Here is a 20,384-nt window from a genome sequence, read left to right on the forward strand (position 1 = left end):
GGAAAGAGCATGGTAATGGCTGGAATTGCCTAGCGCGCATAGGCTTTAAGATCGTTTAAAACATCATCCGGCGTTACAAGCCCTGTGTGTTCATGCTGCGGCATAACCAGAAGGGGTGGCCCATCATTTAAGAACCGGATGGAAAGTTGCGCCCAGCGAGAAGCCACAAAGCGGCGAAATGTCTGAGCTAGTACGCAGCGATCCATGTCTGTATGATACGGGTTGCTTGGTGAGCATACTGTATTCAAGTAATCGCTCATAAAGGCGGCAATAGCGGGCACAAGTTCGGCTTCGCCAAAATAGGCCAAAGCCGTATTCATGCTCCACGGTGCGCCATATTGTTGGTGGCCGTTGTCATCAAACTGGGTCAGATCAAAGCCATATGTTGCATGGGCTTTCATATCTCGCAGCAGGCTGACAAAATTGGCAGGAAAATAGCCTGCGCAATCTCCTATCAAAACGGGTACCCTAAACTGGGCGGCAATATCAGGTAGGATCAGATACCGTAATGCGGGTTCCAGCATATCGGCATCTGATTTTGTTTCACCATGCCCAAAGCTGAGTCGCAATGTTGTGGAATGTTTTTCCAACCATTCTGAAAGAGTGGAGAGAAAGGTAAGCTGATCCACAGTTGGGTTTGCAACACCAAGGCAGATCTGGATTTGGCCCGCGGAACGGTCTTCTCGGCAGGCATGGATAAGGGAAAGCACAAGCCCCGGAACCAGATCAAAATGTTGCGCTGTACAGGCAAAGGCTAAGCAGGTAGAAGGCCGTTCTTCTGGTATACTAAAGTGCCATTGCCAGTTTGCTACACCCGTTACATCCGGTATAGCGCGGCTGGCCAAGCGCCCGCATTCCTGCGTGCTTAACCATGAAAACACCCCTTGATCATACAGAGCCGGGGCCATGTTATCCTGCAAGGCCAGTTTGCGGGCAATGGCGTAATGCGTATCTGCTTCTGCCTGTAGGCCAGCCAACCAGCTTGTATGGCCCATGCCCAGTTCTTCCCACCAACTCAGACCATTTAACCGGGCTTCCGCCGTTAAAAGGCGCAAACGGCTTTCTGTATCCAGTTTCTGGAACGCTTGTTCAAACAGGGCGCTATAGATGCGCCGGATGTCCGGGCCATTGTTGGATGAAAGGCGCATAGGCACCAAAAGCGCCTCAAATGGTGTTTCAAAAGCCGGTAGCCCCATATTGCTTAAAGCACTAGGCACCAGCAAAAGAGCACATTCTCCGGCCTGTTGCCGTGTCACTAATGGGGCGAGTAGCGTGCCTATGTCGCGATCAGGATAACGCGTGGCAAGAGACTGCTCCATTAACGTGGCGGCGGTATCGTAGTTTTTGGTGCGTAAGGCCAGAATGGCGGCCATCCATTGCAGTTCGGGGCGTGCATCATGCTGGCGCGCAATGGTTAAAAACCCGTCTGCCAGTTCCCATTGTCCAAAAAGAGCGCACAAACGCGCCAATTGTACGCATGTGGCCGTATCACGCGGAGTAACGCTTAAGCGTAAAATCTGTTCGCGCAGATCATCCAATGTGGCCCACGGTGTTGTGGTGGGGCGTAGAGTGTTTGTTTGTAAAAGATGCAGGGCATCTTCCATTAACCCAGATAGAGCGTGGGAGGGGCAGATAGTAAATGTTACCTTCTCTGGGGTGGTATCGCTCCAGAGTGTTATGGTGTCTTTTGTGCGTTCGGCCTGAAGTTGCTCTGCAGGCCATTTGCGCCCATCCAGTTGCAAATGATGCTCTGCACAGGTGGCGCGCCCAACAAAGCGTGTACCATTATACCATTCCTGTTCCGTAAGATCGCGCAGGACGGAAAGCAGCTCTGGCGGCAAAAGCAGAAAGTGCTCCCATGTAGCGCAAAGCGGCACAACATCGAACACATTCTGGTCTCGGCTAGAAAGATAGCCCTTGCCTGCCCGGATAGACATAAGCGGGCGGCCTGCAAAATTTTCTATAGCTTCTGCTTTGGTAAACGTTCCACCAGGATTTAACGCCGCAGATTGCTCATCTAACGTGGCTGGAGTTGTGCCACGCATAAAGGATTGTGCAAAGGAAACAGGATGCAGCCGCAAGCCCGTATACCCCACCAGTACGCCATGCCAGGAGAGAAGATAGAACGGCATGGGCTGATCCTATAAAACGATCGGGTAAGTGGGAATAATACAGGAAAATTGCACGGCTTTTATGCCACGGCATCAAGCAGGGCAGGAAGATACTGTTCTAGCTTGATGCGTACGGGCATAAGGTAGGCTTTGCCTTTTTCCTGCGCTAGTTCTTTAAGTACCGTTTGTGCAAACAGGATGTTGGCTTCCAGCGTGGGGGAAAAATCACGCGGGAAAACAATGTGATTTGTTGTTTCCCAGTAAGAGCGTGATTTGGGGCCAATAACGGGGGAAAGGCCCCAAAATACGCATTCGCCCTGCATCCATTCCCGGCACAGATCAAACAGCTTCAGGTCAAATACGGGCTGCGTGAAAAAGCCAATAGCTCCGGCTTCTTTTTTACGGGCCACATCTTCCAGCTCTTTCCATGGGGCGCGGCGGTATGGGTCAAACGCTGCATAGACTTTGAGGTGCGGAGCTTCACGCCGGTAGCGGCGGATAATGCTTTCCGTGCTGTTGGGGTATGTACGGTGGCTGAGATCTGCCGGTGGGTCACCATGCACAATCAGAATTTCTTCCAACCCTGATTGATCTGCTCCGGGCAGAGGCGCATCCGGCGCAATATCTATGGCCCGGATATGCGGAATAACGTTTCCAAACTGTGGGCGCACAAGTGCTGCGGCATCCCAACTGCGAAGGGGAAAGCGCATTAGGTCAGGAATATTTAGCGTATCTGCTGCGGGAAAAGTGGTTTTAACTGTGGCTACATCTGCCGCCAGAGCCTCAGCAGAACGCGGAATTAGCTCAACCGAAAGGCGAGAAAGGCTCATTCTGCACTCCCCTCAAGCTGCAATTTGGCTGCGGTGAGCGTGTTTTTCAGCAAGCAGGCAATTGTCATGGGGCCAACGCCACCCGGCACCGGGGTAATGCGGCCAGCCACTTTAACAGCTTCATCAAACGCTACATCGCCTACAAGGCGGGTTTTGCCATCATCGGTTTTGATACGGGTGATACCAACATCAATCACGGTAGCGCCGGGTTTAATCCAATCCCCACGCACCAGTTCACGGCAGCCAGTGGCTACCACCAGAATATCGGCTTCCCGCGCCAGTGCCGCCGTATCGCGCGTGTGGATATGTGCAATAGAAACCGTGCAACCTTCTGCCAGTAGCAACAGGGCCATGGGTTTGCCAACCAAATTGGAAGCCCCGATAACTACGGCGTGCTGGCCTTTCATATCCCCGAGCTGATCACGCAGAAGGAACAGGCAGCCCAGTGGTGTACAGGGAATAAGGGAGGGCAGGCCCACCGCCAGACGGCCAGCGTTGATTTCCCCCAACCCATCCACATCCTTTTCAGGCAGAATAGCATTGGTGACGCGGCGTCCATCCAGCCCGTTTGGCAGGGGAAGCTGCACCAGAATGCCGTGAATTTCGGGGTCTTTGTTCAGGCGGTCTATCAGCGCCAGAAGTTCAGCTTCCGATGTATTTTCGGGCAGCATGTGCATAAAGGAGCGCATGCCAGCATGGTGGGTTTGCACAGCTTTGTTGCGTACATACACTTCGCTGGCAGGATCATTCCCGACAAGAATCACCGCCAGACCGGGTGTTACGCCATGTTTCTCGTGAAACGCCAGAACATCCTCTCGGATATTCTGGCGCATTTTGGCGGCAAAGCCTTTGCCATCAATCAGGGAAGCCTGATGATCGGAGGGAAGGGAGGATGAAGATGCGTTGGTCATGGAGCTGCCAGTTGGTCATGCAGAAGCGTGTGGAGTTTCAAGCCGGGGCATACGCAAAAAAACGCCAAACGACAACGTTTTCAGGTGTAAATGTCCGGTATGTACACGAAATTTCAGGTCATGTTTCACCCTGCCGATAGGGAGAAAGTGCGTTAAGGGCTTCGGCTTCCGCCAATATGGCCGGGCGTTCTGCCTGAAGGAAAGCCCCAACACCGTTGCGGAGTGAGGGATTTTCCAGCCAATGGACAGAATGTGTGAGGGCAGGCAGATAGCCACGCTGGATTTTATGTTCACCCTGCGCCCCAGCCTCTACTCGCTTGAGGCCGTGGGAAATGGCAAAATCTATGGCGCGATAATAGCACAGCTCAAAATGTAAAAACGGCCAGTTGCCAATGCACCCCCAGTTGCGGCCATACAATGTATCGCCCCCCAAAAGGTTTAGGGCTGCGGCAACTGGTGTACCCTCGTGCCGTGCTATCATCAGCACAACACGGTCTTGTAAGCGTTCAGAAAGTAGCGGAAAAAAATCGGGCGTCAGGTAGGCGTTGCCCCACTTCTTATCAATTGTATTCTGGTAAAATGTGTAAAAAGCTTGCCAATCTTCAGGCGTAATGTCTGATCCGCGCAGGGTATGAAAGCTTAGGCCAGCGGCATTGGCATCACGCCGCTCCCGCCGGATAGCTTTGCGTTTGCGAGATGAAAGTGTTTCCAGAAAATCATCAAAGCTGGTGTAGTTTTTATTATGCCAGTGATACTGCAAACCTAATCGGGGCAGCCATCCGCGTTCAGCCAGATTATCGCTTTCCTGCTTGGTGCAGAATGTAACATGGGCAGAGGAAAGGCCGGTATCGTGGCAGATCTGGCGCAAAGCATCTGCCATAACTGCTTTGGTTTCTGCCGGTGCATCTGGCCGCGTTAAAAGGCGTGGGCCGGGTGCTGGGGTAAAGGGCACGGCAATTTGCATTTTGGGGTAATAGCGCCCCCCAGCGGCTTCAAAGGCGCGTGCCCAACCTTGGTCGAACACATACTCGCCCCATGAATGGCCCTTGATATAGGCAGGGCATGTGGCGGCCAGTTGTCCATCTGGCGCATGCAGGCTGACATGCTGTGGCAGCCAGCCTGTTTCACGGCGTACAGAACCGCTGTCTTCCAATGCAGAAAGAAAGGCATGGCTGACAAATGGGTTGTCCACCCCTGCACAGGCATTCCACTCCATTTCTGGAATGGCATGGATACTGTTGTGCAGAGATACGGACCAGTCAGGCATGTCTGTGTCTTTCCTGCAAATTTAGCCGATTTCGAACAGCCCTTCTACTTCAACCGGCGCATCCAGCGGCAGAGAAGGCACGCCAACGGTGGAGCGTGCATGGCGTCCGGCATCACCAAATACGGCAACGGCCAAGTCAGATGCGCCATTCATGGCGGCCGCGTGCGAGGTGAATTCTGGTGTGCAGGCAATAAAGCCACCCAGCCGTACTACGCGCTTCACGCGGGAAAGGTCACCCACTGCGGCACGCACCTGTGCAATTACATTGATCATGCTGTAACGCGCGGCTTCAACCGCTGTTTCAACAGAAACGGCATCACCCAGCTTGCCGGTAGCAAACAGCTTGCCATCTTTAAGAGGGAGCTGGCCGGAAACTACCAGCAGAGAACCTGTTTGTACGCAGGCCACATAGTTGGCAACAGGTGCGGCAGGGGTGGGAAGTTCGATACCAAGTTCAGCCAGACGGGATTCAGGAGTGCTCATCACGCTGTATTCCTTGTGTTAAAAAGCTGGGTAAGAAGCAGAAAATGGCCTCTTGCCCCGCAGAATGAACCGTATGTCTTTAGCAGACAAGCCGCAGATTACGGCGTTTGCGCCCAGTAGGCGGCGTATCATCTGCTTCTGGCAGATCTAGCGGCAGAAGGGGGTCTGGGTCAGATTGTGCATCCTGATGCGGGCCATCTGGCAGCCGAACACCTAAATATGTGTCTGACAAAGCCCGGAAGGCGTAGTCCAGCATAGATGTGGCGTAGGAGGCAACGGGGTCTCCCTCTACGGTGCCAGCCGGGCCAAAACAGGTATAGGCAAAGTTTTCCACAAAGGCTTCCAGCGGGGCACCGTATTGAAGGCCAATGCTCACGGCTTCGCCCAAGCTTTCCATCAGCCCGCGCACCATGCCGCTTTCCCGCGTGGGGGTAAGGGCCAGCTCACCTAGTGTGCCATCTTCATATTCCCCAGTACGTAGGAACAGCCGATGGCCGCCAATAGTGGTTTTTTGTGTAAAGCCACCGTGCCGTGGGGGCAGCGTGCGGCGCACCCCGCGCTCCAGCTTGTTGCGGGTAGGCTGGTTTTGCACTTCTGGCCGTGCGGGCATACGGTCCACAAACCCAGTGAGAGCCCGATACATGGCCAGATGTGCATTGGGGCCGGGTTGGGGGAGAACAGTTTCACCTGCCAGCGCGGCAGCCAAAGCTGTTTCAACCGTAAAATCCCGCGCTTCCAACCGCAGTAAAGCGCTTCTGGAAAGTTTGCCATCTGGCCGCAGCATGGAAAAAGCTGGCGCTAGCCCACAAGCTTCTACGCCCAAAAGCCCGTCTATCGGGTTGGAGGAAGAAAAGCCGGTTTCAATCGGGGCCAAAGGTGTTTCTGTTTCTACGGCCGCTTCGTTCCAAACCGCGCGCAGGGTTTCTCCCAATCCGGGCAGAACAGTGCGCACTGGCGGCAGTGGGAGGGATTCCGGCCCTCGGCCTGCATGGGCAGTTAAGGTGGCCAATGCAGCTATGGCGCATGCAGCGGCGCGGCCATCTTCACTATCATAATCCAGTCCAACGCCTGCAAGGCAGGCATCCAGATTGGTCAGCAAAATATCACCGGCTAGCGGGGTGGGGGCCAGTGTATCTGTTGGCGTGGTGGGGGTTGCTTCTGCTTGTTCCGGTGCAAATAAATCTGGCAGCGGCAGTTCACCATTGCGCTGGTTTGCCAGTGTGCTGGCGGCATGGCGCAATACGGAGCAGATCAGCCGCAGGGCCGCAACAAATGTGCGCGCAGCAAATCCTTCACCGGGGGAAACAAAAGCTGCCAGATTAACAATAAAGCCGGGCGGGCGGTCAAAACGGCAATGCCATACGGCTTCTGTTGGCGCGGCCTGCCGTGTAAGCAGCATCCATACCAAAGATCGGGCCGTGGCATCATCTGGTGCCAGCGCATCAATCCAGCGGGAGGCAAGACTGGGCAGATCCAGCGCTTCATCTCCTGGTACAAGCTGGGCCAATGCCGTTGCGGCATCTGTATCCCATTCTGCGGGCAGCGTAACGGAGCGAAGGGGAGCGTCCGGATCTGCTGCGGCCTCTAGCGTGCTCATCAGCACGCCATTCCAGTGGCGTCTGGCTGTTGCGTTCATGTGGGCAGTTTATCGTTTCAGCCCATCGCGTCGGAACCCGGAATCGTGCTGCCAAAAGGCGGTTAACACTCTGCATAATGAGGATATGGGGGATAACTTTTTGTGAAGTTGCGTTTCCTGTCCAAATACCGGCTGCTCGAGCGCAGTTGATCGGAAGCACGTGCATATTTCATGGACTGGCTGGAGTGTGGAGTCCTATCATCCATAGCATGGCAAACTTTGGAACATGGCTGCATACGCGCCGGAAGGGGCGGCTGGTTGGCAAGGATGCCGATGGCCGCAGTTATTACGAATCAACAGGCCCGGCCCGTCAGGGTGGCGGGGTGGAACGGCCCGAACGCTGGGTGATCTACCTGAAAGGGGAGGATGCCTCGGCCGTGCCGCCAGAGTGGTGGGGGTGGCTGCACCATACGCTGGACGCTCCTATTCCGGTGGAAGAGCGTAAGCCCTGGCAGCTTCCGTATCAGCCGAATATGACAGGCACGGCGCAAGCTTACAGGCCTGCGGGCAGCTTGTATTCCACCGGCCAGCACCCACCTGCGACAGGAGATTACGAGGCATGGACACCTGATGCGTGATCTGCTGCGCATTTCCTGCTAAACCGAACAGGCAATACAGGGAGTGCGATGCGGCTTATGGCTTCAGCAATGGCAGAAAAATCTCGGCGTAGTCTGACAGAACTGCTTACAGGCACAGTTGTGCTGGTGGCTATCGGCGGTATGCTGGTGGCCGCCGTGGTGGGCGAGGGCCGCAAGACAGATACAACCGGCTACCAGCTTAATGCCGATTTCACGCACATAGATGGGCTGGATATTGGCTCTGATGTGCGGTTGGCAGGTGTAACCGTTGGGCAAGTGGTAAGTGAAACAGTAGATCCGCACAGCTTCAAGGCGCATGTCACATTTACTGTGCGGCCTGATATTCACCTTTCAGATGATACAGCGGCTATTATTACCAGTGATAGCCTGCTGGGCGGCAAGTATATTGCCCTCTCCCCCGGCGGGGATGACAAAACCCTTAAACCCGGTGAAACAGTTGGGCAGACACAGGGCTCCATCAGTCTGGAGCAGTTGCTCAGCAAGTTTATTTTCTCGGTTACGGATACGCTCACACGTGCCAACAAAGCAGCACCTACTAATGGTGGTGGCGCGGGTGGGAATGATCTGCCCTGAAACAGACATAAAAATCCGTTAATTTTAGAGTGAAGCCGGGAAACAACAGCATGGAAAAGCCACGCTTCTGGCCGCAGGATGATGGAAACCCCATAACCTGCCATGAAAAGCTGCGTGTTTTGGAAGAAAACTGGCAGGAAGTGCAGGATATTATGCGCGATGCGTTTGAGGATGCCATGCTGATGGGGGTGAGTGAACAATTTATGCGGGCGCGTTTGAAGGATATGGTTGAGAGCCTTGCCTCCCCTAAAAACGGAGGGCAAGCTGCATGAAGCGCGCAACATATAAAGCCGTGGCTTGTGGGGCTATTTTGGCTGGGGCGCCTGTTTTGGCGCAGGCTGCGGGCTCTGCTTTAGCGCCTCCGGCAGTTTATGCGCCAGATACATGGCAAGGTAAAAATACGGCTGTTGTGCGTGTTCTGGACAGGTTGGATGCCCATGTAGAGGTAATTTCGGTTCCGGTAGGCACAACAGCACATTATAAAAGTCTGGACATTACACCTTCACGCTGTTTGCAGCGCCCTCCAACGCTTTCGCCCGATGCCGCAGCGTGGCTGGCCGTGCAGGATAAACACCCTAACGGAGCCGCCTTTCAGGGCTGGATGCTGGCAGCAGAGCCTGCATTAGGTGTGTTTGAAAGTCCGGTTTACGATGTGCGGATGGTGCGGTGCGAGGGCGCGGATACAGAGCCTATGTTGCCCCCACTGCCCAAACCTGTAGCCCCCGTTGCGCCCCCTGCATCTGGCTCGGATACGGTGCCAGCGCCTGCGGGGGATGGGGCATCTTCCGGCCATGCGGGCAGCCCGGATATTCCCGATGCCATACCAGACAAGCAAGAAACCGGCGGCGTTTACTAACGTTAGGTAAGGAACCGTTTCGTTTTTGTGCCGGTTCCGCGCGGCAGGTCTGTAAGATCGGTGGTTGTCGAAGCAGGGGGTGTTCGGCAACGTGTCAAAACAATGGTCTAGCTGCAAGTGCCTGGCACTCTTGTTATTATAGCTGGACATCACAACAAGGATTGAGGTGCAAACGTGCTAGGTTCTCTCGGTGCGCAGGATTTCCGTTTTCATCTACCCCCGTTAAACGAAACTGCCTTTCTGCTCGATTTTGATGGTACTCTGGTGGATATTGCTCCCACGCCAGAATCTGTTGTGGTGCCAAATGGGCTTCTTGATAGCCTGCGCCGCCTGCGTGAAGCATGCGGAGATGCCTTGGCCGTTGTTTCTGGCCGCCCCATTGATCAGATAGATCATTTTCTGGGTGATGTGCCTTTTGCTGTTGCAGGTGAACACGGGGTAGCTATTCGGCATCGGCCCGGTGGCCCGATTGAACGTGCAGCATTGCCTACCCTGCCGCCTGAATGGCTGGCTCAAGCGCGGGATTTGCTGGCAACATTGCCCGGCACGCGGTTAGAGCACAAAGAAGGCGGCTTTGTTCTGCATTACCGTGCCGCACCGGAAGCAGCAGAAACGTTGCGCCAGGCAGCTAGTGAATGGGTTAAGCACTCTAAGGGCACATTCTTGCTTTTGCCGGCAAAAATGGCATGGGAAATTCGCCCCGCCGGAATTGATAAAGGCTATGCTGTCTCTCTGTTAATGGAAAGTCCTCCCTTTACGGGCAAAAAGCCTGTGTTTGTAGGGGATGATGTAACGGATGAAGATGCTATAGCTGCTGTACGCAGAATGGGGGGCGTTGGGTTGCGTATTCCATCTGATTTTCCAACCCCTTCTATTTTTCGGGCTTGGCTGACCTCTCTTACAGGCGGGAGCCGGTAAGGGATGGGGCGTCTTGTTATTGTTTCCAATCGCGTTCCGGCTGTGCGTGAGCGAGCCCAACCTGCTGGTGGCTTGGCTGTTGCTCTGCGTGATGCTGTACAAGGGCAGGAGTGCCTGTGGTTTGGATGGTCTGGGCAACAAATTTCAGATGATGAAGGGGAGGATCGGCGCGTAAGCATAGACACGGTAGATAACGTGACTTACGCTACTGTAGATCTGACCAAATCAGAATATAATGGGTTTTACGAAGGGTATTCCAACGGAATCCTGTGGCCGCTTTGCCATTACCGCGCAGGGCTGATGAGTTATAGTCGGCAGGATCGGCACACATATCATGCCGTGAATACCATGTTCGCGCAGAAGCTTGCCCCCCTCTTAAAATCTGATGATTTGATATGGGTGCATGATTACCATCTGTTCCCACTTGGGCTTGCGCTGCGGGAACAGGGGATAAAGTGCCGTATCGGGTTTTTCCTGCACATTCCATTTCCACCATGGAGCCTCATGCGGGCCTTGCCTGGTGCTGAAAAGCTGATGCGATCTTTGCGCGCCTATGATGTGATGGGTGTGCAGACGGAAGATGACGCGCGCAATGTTAATGAAGGTTTTTCTGTTGTTGGGGTGCCAGCGCAGGCCCGTGTGTTTCCGATTGGAATAGATCCAGAAAGCTTTCAGCAGCAGGCTTCCTCCGGTTTAGATAACCCGGAAGTGCAGAAGCTTGAAAAAAGCCTGCGGGGCTTGCCGCTGATTATCGGTGTGGACCGTATGGATTATTCCAAGGGGCTACCGGAGCGTTTTCGGGCGTATGAAGTGTTCTTGCGCAAATATCCGGAATACCGCGGTAAGGTTATTTATCTTCAGATCACCCCGGTTTCTCGCGGTAGTGTGCCAGAATACAAGGTGCTGCGCGAAGAGCTGGATGGTGTGGTTGGCCATATTAACGGCACGTATGGAGATTTTGACTGGGTTCCTATCCGTTACCTTACGCACCCTGTCCCGCGTGAACTGCTGGCCCCATTTTTCCGCCTTTCTCACGCAGCGTTGGTAACACCTCTGCGGGATGGTATGAATCTGGTTGCCAAGGAATATGTGGCAGCTCAGGATGCGAAAGATCCCGGCGTGCTTATTCTCTCCCGTTTTGCTGGTGCTGCGCCAGAAATGGAAGATGCGCTTTTGGTAAACCCGCATGATGCAGATGAAGTGGCAGATGCCTTGCATAAATCACTCAGCATGTCTCTTTCTGAAAGACAACTGCGGTGGAAGCGGCTGAAGCCAGATGTCTGGCGCGTTACGGCTGGCAGTTGGGCGCGTTCCTTTATTACGGCTTTGGCAGAGGTGCGGTCTGAATGAGGGGGAGCCACGCATCTCGGCCGCTGGCGCTATTTTTGGCAGGTGCGGCGTTATTGGCGTTGGGGTGGTGTGGTACACCCAACATGTTTTGCAAATTATGCCGTGCGAACTGTGCCTGTGGGAACGCTGGCCATGGCGTTTGCTATTAGGCACAGCCATTGTGGCCGCTGTGTTGCCCGATAAGGTAGCACGACACCTTTTGTGGTTGACGGTGCCTTTTATGGTGGCGGATATCGGCCTTTCTATTTGCCATGTAGGGGTGGAGTGGCAATGGTGGCCAAGCCCGCTGCCTGCGTGCCACGCGCCTCATATATATGGGCGCACTATGGCGGAGCGGCTGGCTTCTATGCCACTGCTGCCTTCCAAACCCTGTGATGCAGCCACGTATCTGGTGCCGGGTGTTCCTGTTTCCATGGCGGCAATGGGCGGCCTGTACGCAGCTATTGTGTTATGGGTGTTTGTGGTTTGGCGTAAAAAGCTGGAACGTGTGACGCGCCGTATTTTCCATTAAATATTATATTTTAAGTGTTAGGTTTTTATTGTTGAAGGCGTGATAACTTCGTTGCCGTATTGTAGCGGTTGAAGCACCGCGTATAAATCTTATACTGTGTGCCTGAATGCAATGTCAGGATATCTCTATGTCTTTAAGTGGCAATATTAAAACAATCGATTGGAGCGTATTCGACGCAACATGGTACGCAGCAAAATATGGAGATGTTCTGAAATTTCTAGACCTTGAAGGTGCAGAAGTATTAGAGGAATTTTATAGGGAAAAAGGGCCAGCATTACGTCATTCACCCAACCCGTATTTTGATGAGGATTGGTATCTGCGGCGTTATCCTGCGGTTGCTGAAGCTGTGGGGAAAGGTGAATGGAGATCCGGGTTTGATCATTATTGCCAAACAGGATTTTCTTCCCACAATCCTCATTGGCTTTTTGATCGTGAATTTTATTTCAAGCAGCACCCAACTCTTCAGCCTGCAACGTTGGAAGAAGCAGGGTTTCGGAATCTCTATGATCATTACCTGAATGTGGGTGACGAACAGTTTTTAACGGGATCATGGTTTTTTAACGCAACAGCATATCTTAAAAGTGGCCATGCACGTATTGAAGGTTTGGGTGCATTTGCACAATGTGTGCGTAACCTGAGGCCTGAGCAGGGGTATGGTCAGCGTCTGTCTTGGTATTTTGATCCTGAATGGTATCTGGAAACCTATCCGCATGTCGGGAAGGAACTGGCTTCAGGGCGCTGGCTCTCTGCCTTGCATCATTATCTGTCTAATTCCACCCCAACAGATTACAACCCGAATGCCTATTTCTCTGAAGAGTTTTATGGCAGCGTGAATCATGATGTAAGCGGTGCGGTTGAAAGCGGAAACTTCCGTAATTTTTATGAACATTTTCTGCGCTATGGTGTGCATGAACTCCGCAAACCAAGCGCCAATATTGACCTTGAATCCTACTACCGTAATGCCGTTGTGCAAAAGGAAGTTACGCGTGGTGATTTTCCAGATGCGTTCGCACATTATATCGCCCACGGCGGCAGGCTAGAAGATGATATGGAAGAGCTGAAGGAAAGTGAGGCCCTTTCCAAAAAGCTCTATCATGAAATGTGCCGCATTCGGTTGCCTGTTCTTTTGAATCAGACTCTGGATTTTACATACGATGCACCAGATTTAAGCATTATTATTGTAGCACATAATCTGTTCGCCATGACCATGAGCGCGTTGGCCTCGCTACGTGCTAATTATAATGGTCAAATGCAGGTTATTGTAGTGGATTCCGGCTCTACAGATGGTGTGCGCCATATTGAACGTTATGTGCGCGGTCTGGATGTTGTGCGGTTTCCCGGTAATGTTGGCTTTTTGCTGGGCTGTAATGCGGCATTGGAAAAAGTGCATGGCCCATTCACACTTTATCTGAACAACGATACAGAGCTGATGCCAGAAGCCATTGGCAATGCCTTGGCTCGGTTACGGCATGAAATAAAAATAGGGGCGGTTGGTGGCAAACTTGTACGCACCAATGGCTTGTTGCAGGAAGCAGGTAGTATTGTCTGGCGCGATGGATCGGTGTGCGGCTATCTGCGTGATCAGCGCCCCGATGTTCCAGAAGCTAATTTTGTAAGATCTGTAGATTATTGCGCCGGTGCATTCTTGATGATACGCACGCCCCTGCTGCGCCAGTTGGGGGGCTTTGATATAGATTATGCCCCTGCGTATTTTGAAGAAACAGATCTGTGCTTGCGTATTCATGAAGCTGGGTTTGATGTGGTGTATGATCCCTCGGTGGTTGTAATACATTACGAGTATGGCACATCCAGTTTCATGAGTGGCGCATCCATGATAGCGCGTAATCAGGATGTGTTCCGCCGTAAGCATACGGCATATTTGCGCCAGAAAAGCCTGAACAACCCCAGAATGCTGACAACAGCACGTTTCAGCAAGCAGGGTCAGAAGCGCGTTTTATTTATTGAAGACAGGTTGCCCTATCGGTTTTTGGGATCAGGCTTTACGCGTTCAAACGATATTGTACGCAGCATGATTGCTGCTGGATGCCAAGTAACGGTGTACCCGGTATTTAGACCAACAGAATCTCAGGAAGATATCTGCATGGCTTTTCCGGATCGGGCAGAGGTGATTTGGGATCGAGAATTACCAGAACTAGAAGATTTTATTAAATCCCGCGCTGGGTATTATGATGCCATCTGGATTGCACGCACGCATAATGCAGATCGTCTGGCCCCTGTGCTTATGGATTGTGCTGATGCCCTAACGGGTGCAATGGTGATTACGGATACCGAGGCTGTATCCGCGCCGCGTGAATATCGTAAAATGGAATTGCGCGGGCAAACACCAGAAAAAACAGTGGATGAGCTTTTGAAGCATGAATTCAGGCATTTGTTCATGTCTGAAAAAATTATTGCAGTGAACAGTAAGGATTCCAAAATACTTAATGCTCACGGTTTTTCTAATGTTCATGTTCTAGGTCATTTGCAAAACGCTTTAACGTGGTCTCCCGGATGGGAAGATCGCCGGAATATTCTTTTTCTGGGGGCCATGCATGATCAGGATTCACCAAATGTAGATTCCTTGGCGTGGTTTAGCAAAGAAGTGTTGCCATTACTGGATGGCCGTTTGCCAGAAGACGTTAAATTTACAGTCTGTGGCTATGTAAACCCGCGTGTTGATCTTACATCACTTATAAACAACCCGCGTATTGTGGTAACGGGGCGGGTAGAGGATGTAACACCTGTTTATAATAGCCACCGGGTATTTGTGGCGCCAACCCGGTATGCGGCGGGTATTCCCTACAAACTGCATGAAGCCGCAGCACATGGTATTCCTGTTGTTGCAACGGATATTTTGTGTGAACAGGTTGGATGGGTGCCTGGTGAAGATATGCTGTGCGCCAGTGTATCGGACGCGCAGGGTTTTGCGGATGCTATTGTCCGGCTGTATGAAGACAAGCAGTTGTGGGACAACGTGCATGCGCATGAACTCAAACGGATTTCTACAGAAAACACACAAGAGAATTATATAAAAAAGATAAAGGATATTTTAGAAATTTCCTAAAATAATCCTAGCACGTCAGGTGAGGTAAGTGGGATCTTCCATTTTCAAAATCTGACGTGCCAGACTGTGCAGCCGTGCGCTGGCTCGTACCCCTAGTGTGCTGATTTCCTGATAGGAAAACCAACGGGCTTCCAAGGCATCATCACCAGCTTGTACGGGGTTATGGGTGTGTTCTTGTTCCTCACACCTTACGGCAAGAATGATGTAGTGGAACTCTAGCTTTCCATGAGCATCATAATGCAAGCTATCAAATGCATCTATTACAGAAGTTGCTTTTGCTGGTAAGGATGTTTCTTCCAAAAGCTCGCGTTCTGCGGCATAAAAAATAGTTTCTCCCGGTTCAATCCGCCCGCCGGGAAAACCCCATAATCCGGCATCTGGTGCTTTAGCGCGGCGGACAAGCAGAAAATTATTCTGCCTTCGCACAATAGCAAGAACACCGGAACGCGGAAGGCAGGAATGGCATGATGTTTTCATGATCGGGAAGTGTAGAAGGTCATGAATGCTGGTCAACCCTTATCTGCGTAAAAGGGGTTGGGCTATTTTTTCTCTTTGCCCAAATGCAGAAAATGCGTGTTAAATACAGCCATAACCGTGCGGAATGTTGTGCATGGAAAATATAAATTAGCTATCAAGGAGCACATCTTATGTCGGCAGATACAATTGCCATTCCGGGTATAGCCAAACCAGCCTCCCGCATTGCGCTTGGCACGTGGGCCATTGGTGGTTCCATGTGGGGTGGCGCAGATGATGCAAACGCCAGCAAGACGATAGATGAAGCTTTGGAGCTTGGTATCAATATGATTGATACAGCACCAGTCTATGGATTTGGGCATTCTGAAGAAATTATTGGCAAGGCTTTGGAAGGTCGGCGTGGCCGTGTTATTCTGGCTACCAAGGTGGGGCTGAACTGGCATGATGGAAAGGTTTTCCGGGATAGTCGGTCTGCACGGATTGAAGAGGAAGTTGAAAAATCTTTAAGCCGCCTGCGCACAGATTATATTGATCTGTATCAGGTTCATTGGCCAGATACATGCACTCCGTTTGAAGAAACAGCCCGTGCTCTGGAAAATCTGGTGAAAAGTGGCAAGGTTAAAGCCTTGGGGCTGAGCAATTTCTCACCCGCGCAGATGGATGAATTCCGGAAGTTTGCACCTGTTTCTGCTGTGCAGCCGCCATACAACCTGTTTGAGCGCGAAATAGAGCGTGATGTGCTGCCATATGCAGAAAAAAACAATCTGGTGGTGCTGGCTTATGGCCCTCTGTGCCGTGGTTTGCTTTCGGGCCGCATGACGGCAGACCGGAAGTTTGAAGGGGATGATCTGCGTAAAACAGATCCCAAGTTCCAGCAGCCGCGTTTTGGCCAGTATTTGCAGGCGGTGGAAGACCTTAAAGCCATTGCCAATAAGCATGGCAAAAGCATGCTGGCACTGGCTATTCGCTGGGTGTTGGATCGCGGCCCAACTATTGCGCTGTGGGGTGCACGTAAGCCAGAGCAGATTGCAGGTGTGGATGATGCTTTTGGCTGGAAGCTGGATGCAGAAGACATGCAGGCTATTGATGCAATTCTTGCCAAGGATATTAAAGACCCGGTAGGCCCGGAGTTTATGGCTCCGCCTTTGCGGGCTTAATCTGGCGGAACAGGGCTGGCTTATCCAGCCCTGTTCTACCCGCAAGGCTGGCGGTGGCCCATACGCATTGACTCAGATGTGGCTTTTTTCGCACTCTGTTAAGTTATGAAAGAGCCGCACCCTCCTTATCAGGCCGAGCCTGAGCAGGCGACAGTCTGTATGTTTCCGCTTCAGCAGGTATTGGGGCGGGCAGAGGCTGCGGAATATTTGGGTATTCCTGCCCGAAGGCTCAGATTTTTGGAAATGCTCGGGGGTGGGCCCAAATCTGTTTCTCAGCGCGCAGGGGCCATTCAGTTTCGTAAGGAAGATCTGGATAACTACAGCGCCCAGCAGTTTAGCCGTGCCGGGTTAGGGGCAGATGCACTTTCTCGCTATCGGAGCATGCGTGCACTGGCTGATTATAAAGGGCTTGATCCGTTTATGGATATGGCCAGCCGGGATGAGCTTTCTCAGGCGTGTACCTATATCGGCGGGCGTGTTGGCATCGGGCTGGGGCTGGTGGTGATTGTGCTTTCTCATACTCCGCTTTCCCGCATTCTGTTTCATGTGGTGCGTTAGGGCCGTTTTGTAACGGCCTGTGTGTTTCATATCTTGCGCAAGGGGTTGCGGCAGCCCATGTTTGAGCAATGGCTTCCAAAACCTCCTCCTCTGCGGCACGTGGCAAAAAGCGCCCTTCATTAAGCGAGCGTGCGGCCAGTCTTCCCCCCGTTCTGTTCGAGCCGGAAAAACAGGCTCCTCGTCCACGCCTCAAGCGTATGGAAGTGGTGTCAGAATACGAACCGGCAGGGGATCAGCCGCAGGCTATTCGTGAACTTGTGGCCGGGGTAGAAGCTGGAGAGCGCGATCAGGTTCTGTTAGGGGTTACGGGTTCGGGTAAAACCTTTTCCATGGCCAAGATTATTGAGGCCACGCAAAAACCCACACTTATTCTTGCGCCCAACAAGACATTAGCTGCGCAGCTTTATGGAGAAATGAAGCAGTTTTTCCCTAATAATGCTGTGGAATATTTTGTAAGTTATTATGATTACTATCAGCCAGAAGCCTATGTGCCGCGTTCTGATACGTATATTGAAAAAGACAGCCAGATAAACGAACAGATTGACCGTATGCGCCATGCGGCTACGCAGGCGCTGCTGGAGCGGAACGATGTAATTATCGTGGCTTCTGTTTCCTGCATTTACGGTATTGGGTCTGTGGAAACCTATTCCCGCATGGTGGTGAAGCTGGAGCTGGGCGGAGAGATAGACCGGGATAAGCTTATAAAAAGCCTTGTTGAATTACAGTACCGTCGGAACGATGCCGCATTTGCACGCGGTACATTCCGGGTGCGTGGTGAAACAATAGACATTTTTCCCGTGCAGAATGAAGACAGGGCCTGGCGTGTTTCTCTGTTTGGCGATGAAGTTGACGGGTTAATAGAATTTGACCCGCTAACGGGTGAAAAAACGGCTGATCTGCAGGAAATTACAATTTACGCAAATAGTCACTACGTTACACCACGTCCGACGTTGAATCAGGCCATTAAGGGCATCAAGCAGGAACTGCGCGAACAGCTTGATGTGTTTACAAAGGCCGGTAAGTTGCTGGAAGCAGAACGGCTGGACCAACGCACCACTTTTGATCTGGAAATGCTGGAAACAACAGGGGTGTGTAAGGGGATCGAAAACTACTCCCGCTATCTTTCTGGTCGCAAACCGGGTGATCCACCACCAACCCTGTTTGAATATCTGCCTGAAGATGCGCTGCTGATTGTAGATGAAAGCCACGTAACAGTGCCGCAGATTGGCGGCATGGAACGCGGAGACCATGCGCGCAAATCCGTGCTGGCAGAGTTTGGTTTCCGGCTTCCTTCCTGCCTGGATAACCGGCCTTTGAATTTTGCGGAGTGGGACAAGTTTCGCCCACAAAGCCTTTTTGTAAGTGCCACACCCGGCCCATGGGAAATGGAACGCACAGGTGGCGTGTTTGCTGAACAGGTTATTCGCCCCACCGGGTTGGTGGACCCCATTACAATTATTCGGCCTGTAGAACATCAGGTGGATGATCTGTTGGCAGAATGTCGTACCACCATTGCCAAAGGTGGCCGTGTGTTGGTGACAACACTTACTAAACGCATGGCGGAAGACTTAACCGATTACATGAATGAAGCTGGTATTCGGGTAAGGTATCTGCATTCCGATGTAGATACACTGGAACGGATAGAAATTATCCGAGACCTGCGCATGGGAGCATTTGATGTTCTCATCGGCATTAACTTGCTGCGAGAAGGTTTGGATATTCCAGAGTGTGCGCTTGTAGCTATTCTGGATGCAGATAAGGAAGGGTTCTTGCGTTCCCGCACATCTCTTATCCAGACTATTGGCCGTGCGGCCCGAAATGTAGAGGGCCGGGTTCTGCTGTATGCAGATAAAATGACGGATTCTCTGACATACGCAGTAGAGGAAACAGCCCGCAGGCGCGAAAAACAGATGGCGTGGAATACAGAGCACGGCATTACGCCACAAAGTGTGCGCAAGCATATTAGTGATATTGTGTCTTCTGTGTTCGAACAGGATTACGTTACCATTGCGCCGGATGAAGATACGGGCGTGGCAGAGTTTGTGGGGCAGGATCTAGGGGCCGCTATTGCCGGGTTGGAAAAGCGTATGCGTTCTGCCGCGGCAGAGCTGGAGTTTGAAACTGCGGCACGGTTACGAGATGAAATTCAGCGGTTGGAAGCCTTGCAGCTTGGACTGGAACCGCCTCCGGTAGCGGCCTCAACAGCAGGAAAAGCTCAGACAAGTGGCCGCAAACCTAAAAAAGATAAGGTGCCACGGCCACTAGGGCCGGGCGGGGGTGGATATGATCCGGCAGCCAGGCGGAAAAAGCGGAAATAACACCCATATTGCGGCAGGCCTTGTTTCTGCCGCTTAACCCTTCTACCGTCCGCATAGCAAACCCTTATTTGTGCGGACATTACGGCATGACAACGTCAGATACTTTTATCCAGCCGGATTATACAGCACTGGAACAGGCTTCTGTTGCACCTGATCCTTTCCCGCATGTGGTGGTGCCGCATTTTATCCGTTCAGAAGATCTGGGGCGTTTGTTTGCGCATCGGCCGCATATTGTGTCTGGGGGGTCTTTTCCGCCAGATTCCTTGCAGCTTTCTCCCCTTATGGAGCATTTGGTGGAAGAACTGGAAGGCCCACGGTTAAAGGCAATTGTGGCGGAAAAATTTCACCTCAATCTCGATCATGCACCTTCCATGCTGACCATTCGTGGGCGCACGCGAGAAAAAGATGGCCGTATCCATACGGATTCATTGGCCAAGCGTGTAACCATTTTGCTGTATCTTAATCCATCAGGGGTGGGGGAGGCATGGGAACGGCAGGAAGGCTGTTTGCGCCTTTTGCGTGGCCCGCATGATATAGAGGATTACGCCAAGGAAGTACCGCCCGTAGATGGCACTTTGCTGATTTTCCCCAACGGCCCAACAACATGGCATGGGCATAAGCAGTTTGTGGGGCAGCGCTATACTATCCAATTAAATTACATGACAGAAGATGCACGCGCCCGGTCTGAACTGCGGCGGCATAAACTTTCTGCATTGGTTAAAAAGTTGCCTTTGCCTCAGTTGGGGCAGTAACTTTTCTTTTTTGATC

The 20,384-nt window shown here is 52.2% G+C and carries 19 protein-coding genes; 12 read left to right on the top strand and 7 right to left on the bottom strand.

Annotation, left to right across the window (positions count from 1 at the left end):
- Window positions 1–29: 29 nt before the first annotated feature.
- From DS739_RS01260 to DS739_RS01285, 6 genes are all read right to left on the bottom strand, one after another.
- Window positions 30–2,132: a hypothetical protein gene (locus DS739_RS01260; RefSeq protein ID WP_006116791.1), complete on the bottom strand. Its 2,103-nt coding sequence runs from the start codon at window positions 2,130–2,132 to the stop codon at window positions 30–32.
- A gap of 59 nt (window positions 2,133–2,191) precedes the next feature.
- A complete protein-coding gene (locus tag DS739_RS01265) occupies window positions 2,192–2,941 on the bottom strand; it encodes a methylenetetrahydrofolate reductase (RefSeq protein ID WP_006116792.1) in 750 nt (249 codons plus the stop codon).
- Window positions 2,938–3,852, bottom strand: a complete 915-nt coding sequence (locus DS739_RS01270) for a bifunctional methylenetetrahydrofolate dehydrogenase/methenyltetrahydrofolate cyclohydrolase (RefSeq protein WP_006116793.1) — start codon at window positions 3,850–3,852, stop codon at window positions 2,938–2,940. Before DS739_RS01270 ends, DS739_RS01265 begins: the two co-directional genes overlap by 4 nt.
- A gap of 118 nt (window positions 3,853–3,970) precedes the next feature.
- A complete protein-coding gene (locus tag DS739_RS01275; RefSeq protein WP_006116794.1) occupies window positions 3,971–5,119 on the bottom strand; it encodes a GNAT family N-acetyltransferase in 1,149 nt (382 codons plus the stop codon).
- Window positions 5,120–5,140: 21 nt separating this feature from the next.
- On the bottom strand, window positions 5,141–5,605 hold the full coding sequence (locus tag DS739_RS01280; RefSeq protein ID WP_003624824.1) for a RidA family protein: 465 nt from the start codon (window positions 5,603–5,605) through the stop codon (window positions 5,141–5,143).
- A gap of 76 nt (window positions 5,606–5,681) precedes the next feature.
- Window positions 5,682–7,238 carry a hypothetical protein gene (locus DS739_RS01285; protein ID WP_006116795.1) on the bottom strand — a complete coding sequence of 519 codons (1,557 nt, stop codon included), beginning with the start codon at window positions 7,236–7,238 and terminating at the stop codon, window positions 5,682–5,684.
- 209 nt (window positions 7,239–7,447) lie between these two features.
- Between DS739_RS01285 and DS739_RS01290 the strand changes: the two genes are divergently transcribed.
- The 8 genes from DS739_RS01290 (at window position 7,448) to DS739_RS01325 (ending at window position 15,109) form a co-directional block, all read left to right on the top strand.
- Window positions 7,448–7,816, top strand: a complete 369-nt coding sequence (locus DS739_RS01290) for an NADH:ubiquinone oxidoreductase subunit NDUFA12 (RefSeq protein WP_035352793.1) — start codon at window positions 7,448–7,450, stop codon at window positions 7,814–7,816.
- A gap of 48 nt (window positions 7,817–7,864) precedes the next feature.
- Complete coding sequence (mlaD, locus tag DS739_RS01295) at window positions 7,865–8,410, top strand: outer membrane lipid asymmetry maintenance protein MlaD (RefSeq protein ID WP_006116797.1); 546 nt, start codon at window positions 7,865–7,867, stop codon at window positions 8,408–8,410.
- 50 nt (window positions 8,411–8,460) lie between these two features.
- The gene (locus DS739_RS01300; RefSeq protein WP_035352796.1) at window positions 8,461–8,682 is read left to right on the top strand and encodes a hypothetical protein; all 222 of its coding nucleotides are present in this window, start codon (window positions 8,461–8,463) and stop codon (window positions 8,680–8,682) included.
- Entirely contained in the window at window positions 8,679–9,266 is a 588-nt protein-coding gene (locus DS739_RS01305) for a DUF2155 domain-containing protein (RefSeq protein WP_006116799.1), read from the top strand. The genes DS739_RS01300 and DS739_RS01305 overlap by 4 nt, the downstream gene beginning before the upstream one ends.
- 174 nt (window positions 9,267–9,440) lie before the next feature.
- The gene (gene otsB / locus DS739_RS01310; RefSeq protein ID WP_006116800.1) at window positions 9,441–10,184 is read left to right on the top strand and encodes a trehalose-phosphatase; all 744 of its coding nucleotides are present in this window, start codon (window positions 9,441–9,443) and stop codon (window positions 10,182–10,184) included.
- A gap of 3 nt (window positions 10,185–10,187) precedes the next feature.
- Window positions 10,188–11,534 carry a trehalose-6-phosphate synthase gene (locus tag DS739_RS01315; RefSeq protein WP_006116801.1) on the top strand — a complete coding sequence of 449 codons (1,347 nt, stop codon included), beginning with the start codon at window positions 10,188–10,190 and terminating at the stop codon, window positions 11,532–11,534.
- 67 nt (window positions 11,535–11,601) lie between these two features.
- A complete protein-coding gene (locus tag DS739_RS01320) occupies window positions 11,602–12,045 on the top strand; it encodes a disulfide bond formation protein B (protein ID WP_240190198.1) in 444 nt (147 codons plus the stop codon).
- Between the two features lie 106 nt (window positions 12,046–12,151).
- Window positions 12,152–15,109 carry a glycosyltransferase gene (locus DS739_RS01325; RefSeq protein ID WP_006116803.1) on the top strand — a complete coding sequence of 986 codons (2,958 nt, stop codon included), beginning with the start codon at window positions 12,152–12,154 and terminating at the stop codon, window positions 15,107–15,109.
- A 15-nt stretch (window positions 15,110–15,124) separates the two neighbouring features.
- Here the strand turns inward: DS739_RS01325 and DS739_RS01330 are convergent, their stop codons facing one another.
- A complete protein-coding gene (locus DS739_RS01330; RefSeq protein WP_006116804.1) occupies window positions 15,125–15,622 on the bottom strand; it encodes an NUDIX hydrolase in 498 nt (165 codons plus the stop codon).
- Between the two features lie 134 nt (window positions 15,623–15,756).
- Here DS739_RS01330 and DS739_RS01335 point away from each other — a divergent pair, with 134 nt between their 5' ends.
- The 4 genes from DS739_RS01335 (at window position 15,757) to DS739_RS01350 (ending at window position 20,368) form a co-directional block, all read left to right on the top strand.
- Window positions 15,757–16,740: an aldo/keto reductase gene (locus DS739_RS01335; RefSeq protein ID WP_006116805.1), complete on the top strand. Its 984-nt coding sequence runs from the start codon at window positions 15,757–15,759 to the stop codon at window positions 16,738–16,740.
- Between the two features lie 105 nt (window positions 16,741–16,845).
- Entirely contained in the window at window positions 16,846–17,298 is a 453-nt protein-coding gene (locus tag DS739_RS01340; RefSeq protein ID WP_006116806.1) for a hypothetical protein, read from the top strand.
- 68 nt (window positions 17,299–17,366) lie between these two features.
- On the top strand, window positions 17,367–19,616 hold the full coding sequence (uvrB, locus tag DS739_RS01345; RefSeq protein ID WP_006116807.1) for an excinuclease ABC subunit UvrB: 2,250 nt from the start codon (window positions 17,367–17,369) through the stop codon (window positions 19,614–19,616).
- Window positions 19,617–19,702: 86 nt separating this feature from the next.
- Complete coding sequence (locus DS739_RS01350; RefSeq protein WP_035352803.1) at window positions 19,703–20,368, top strand: 2OG-Fe(II) oxygenase; 666 nt, start codon at window positions 19,703–19,705, stop codon at window positions 20,366–20,368.
- The last annotated feature ends 16 nt before the right edge of the window (window positions 20,369–20,384 follow it).

Origin of the sequence: Acetobacter sp. JWB, from assembly GCF_003323795.1 — a bacterium.
In the GTDB taxonomy this organism is placed as follows: Bacteria; Pseudomonadota; Alphaproteobacteria; order Acetobacterales; family Acetobacteraceae; genus Acetobacter; species Acetobacter oryzifermentans.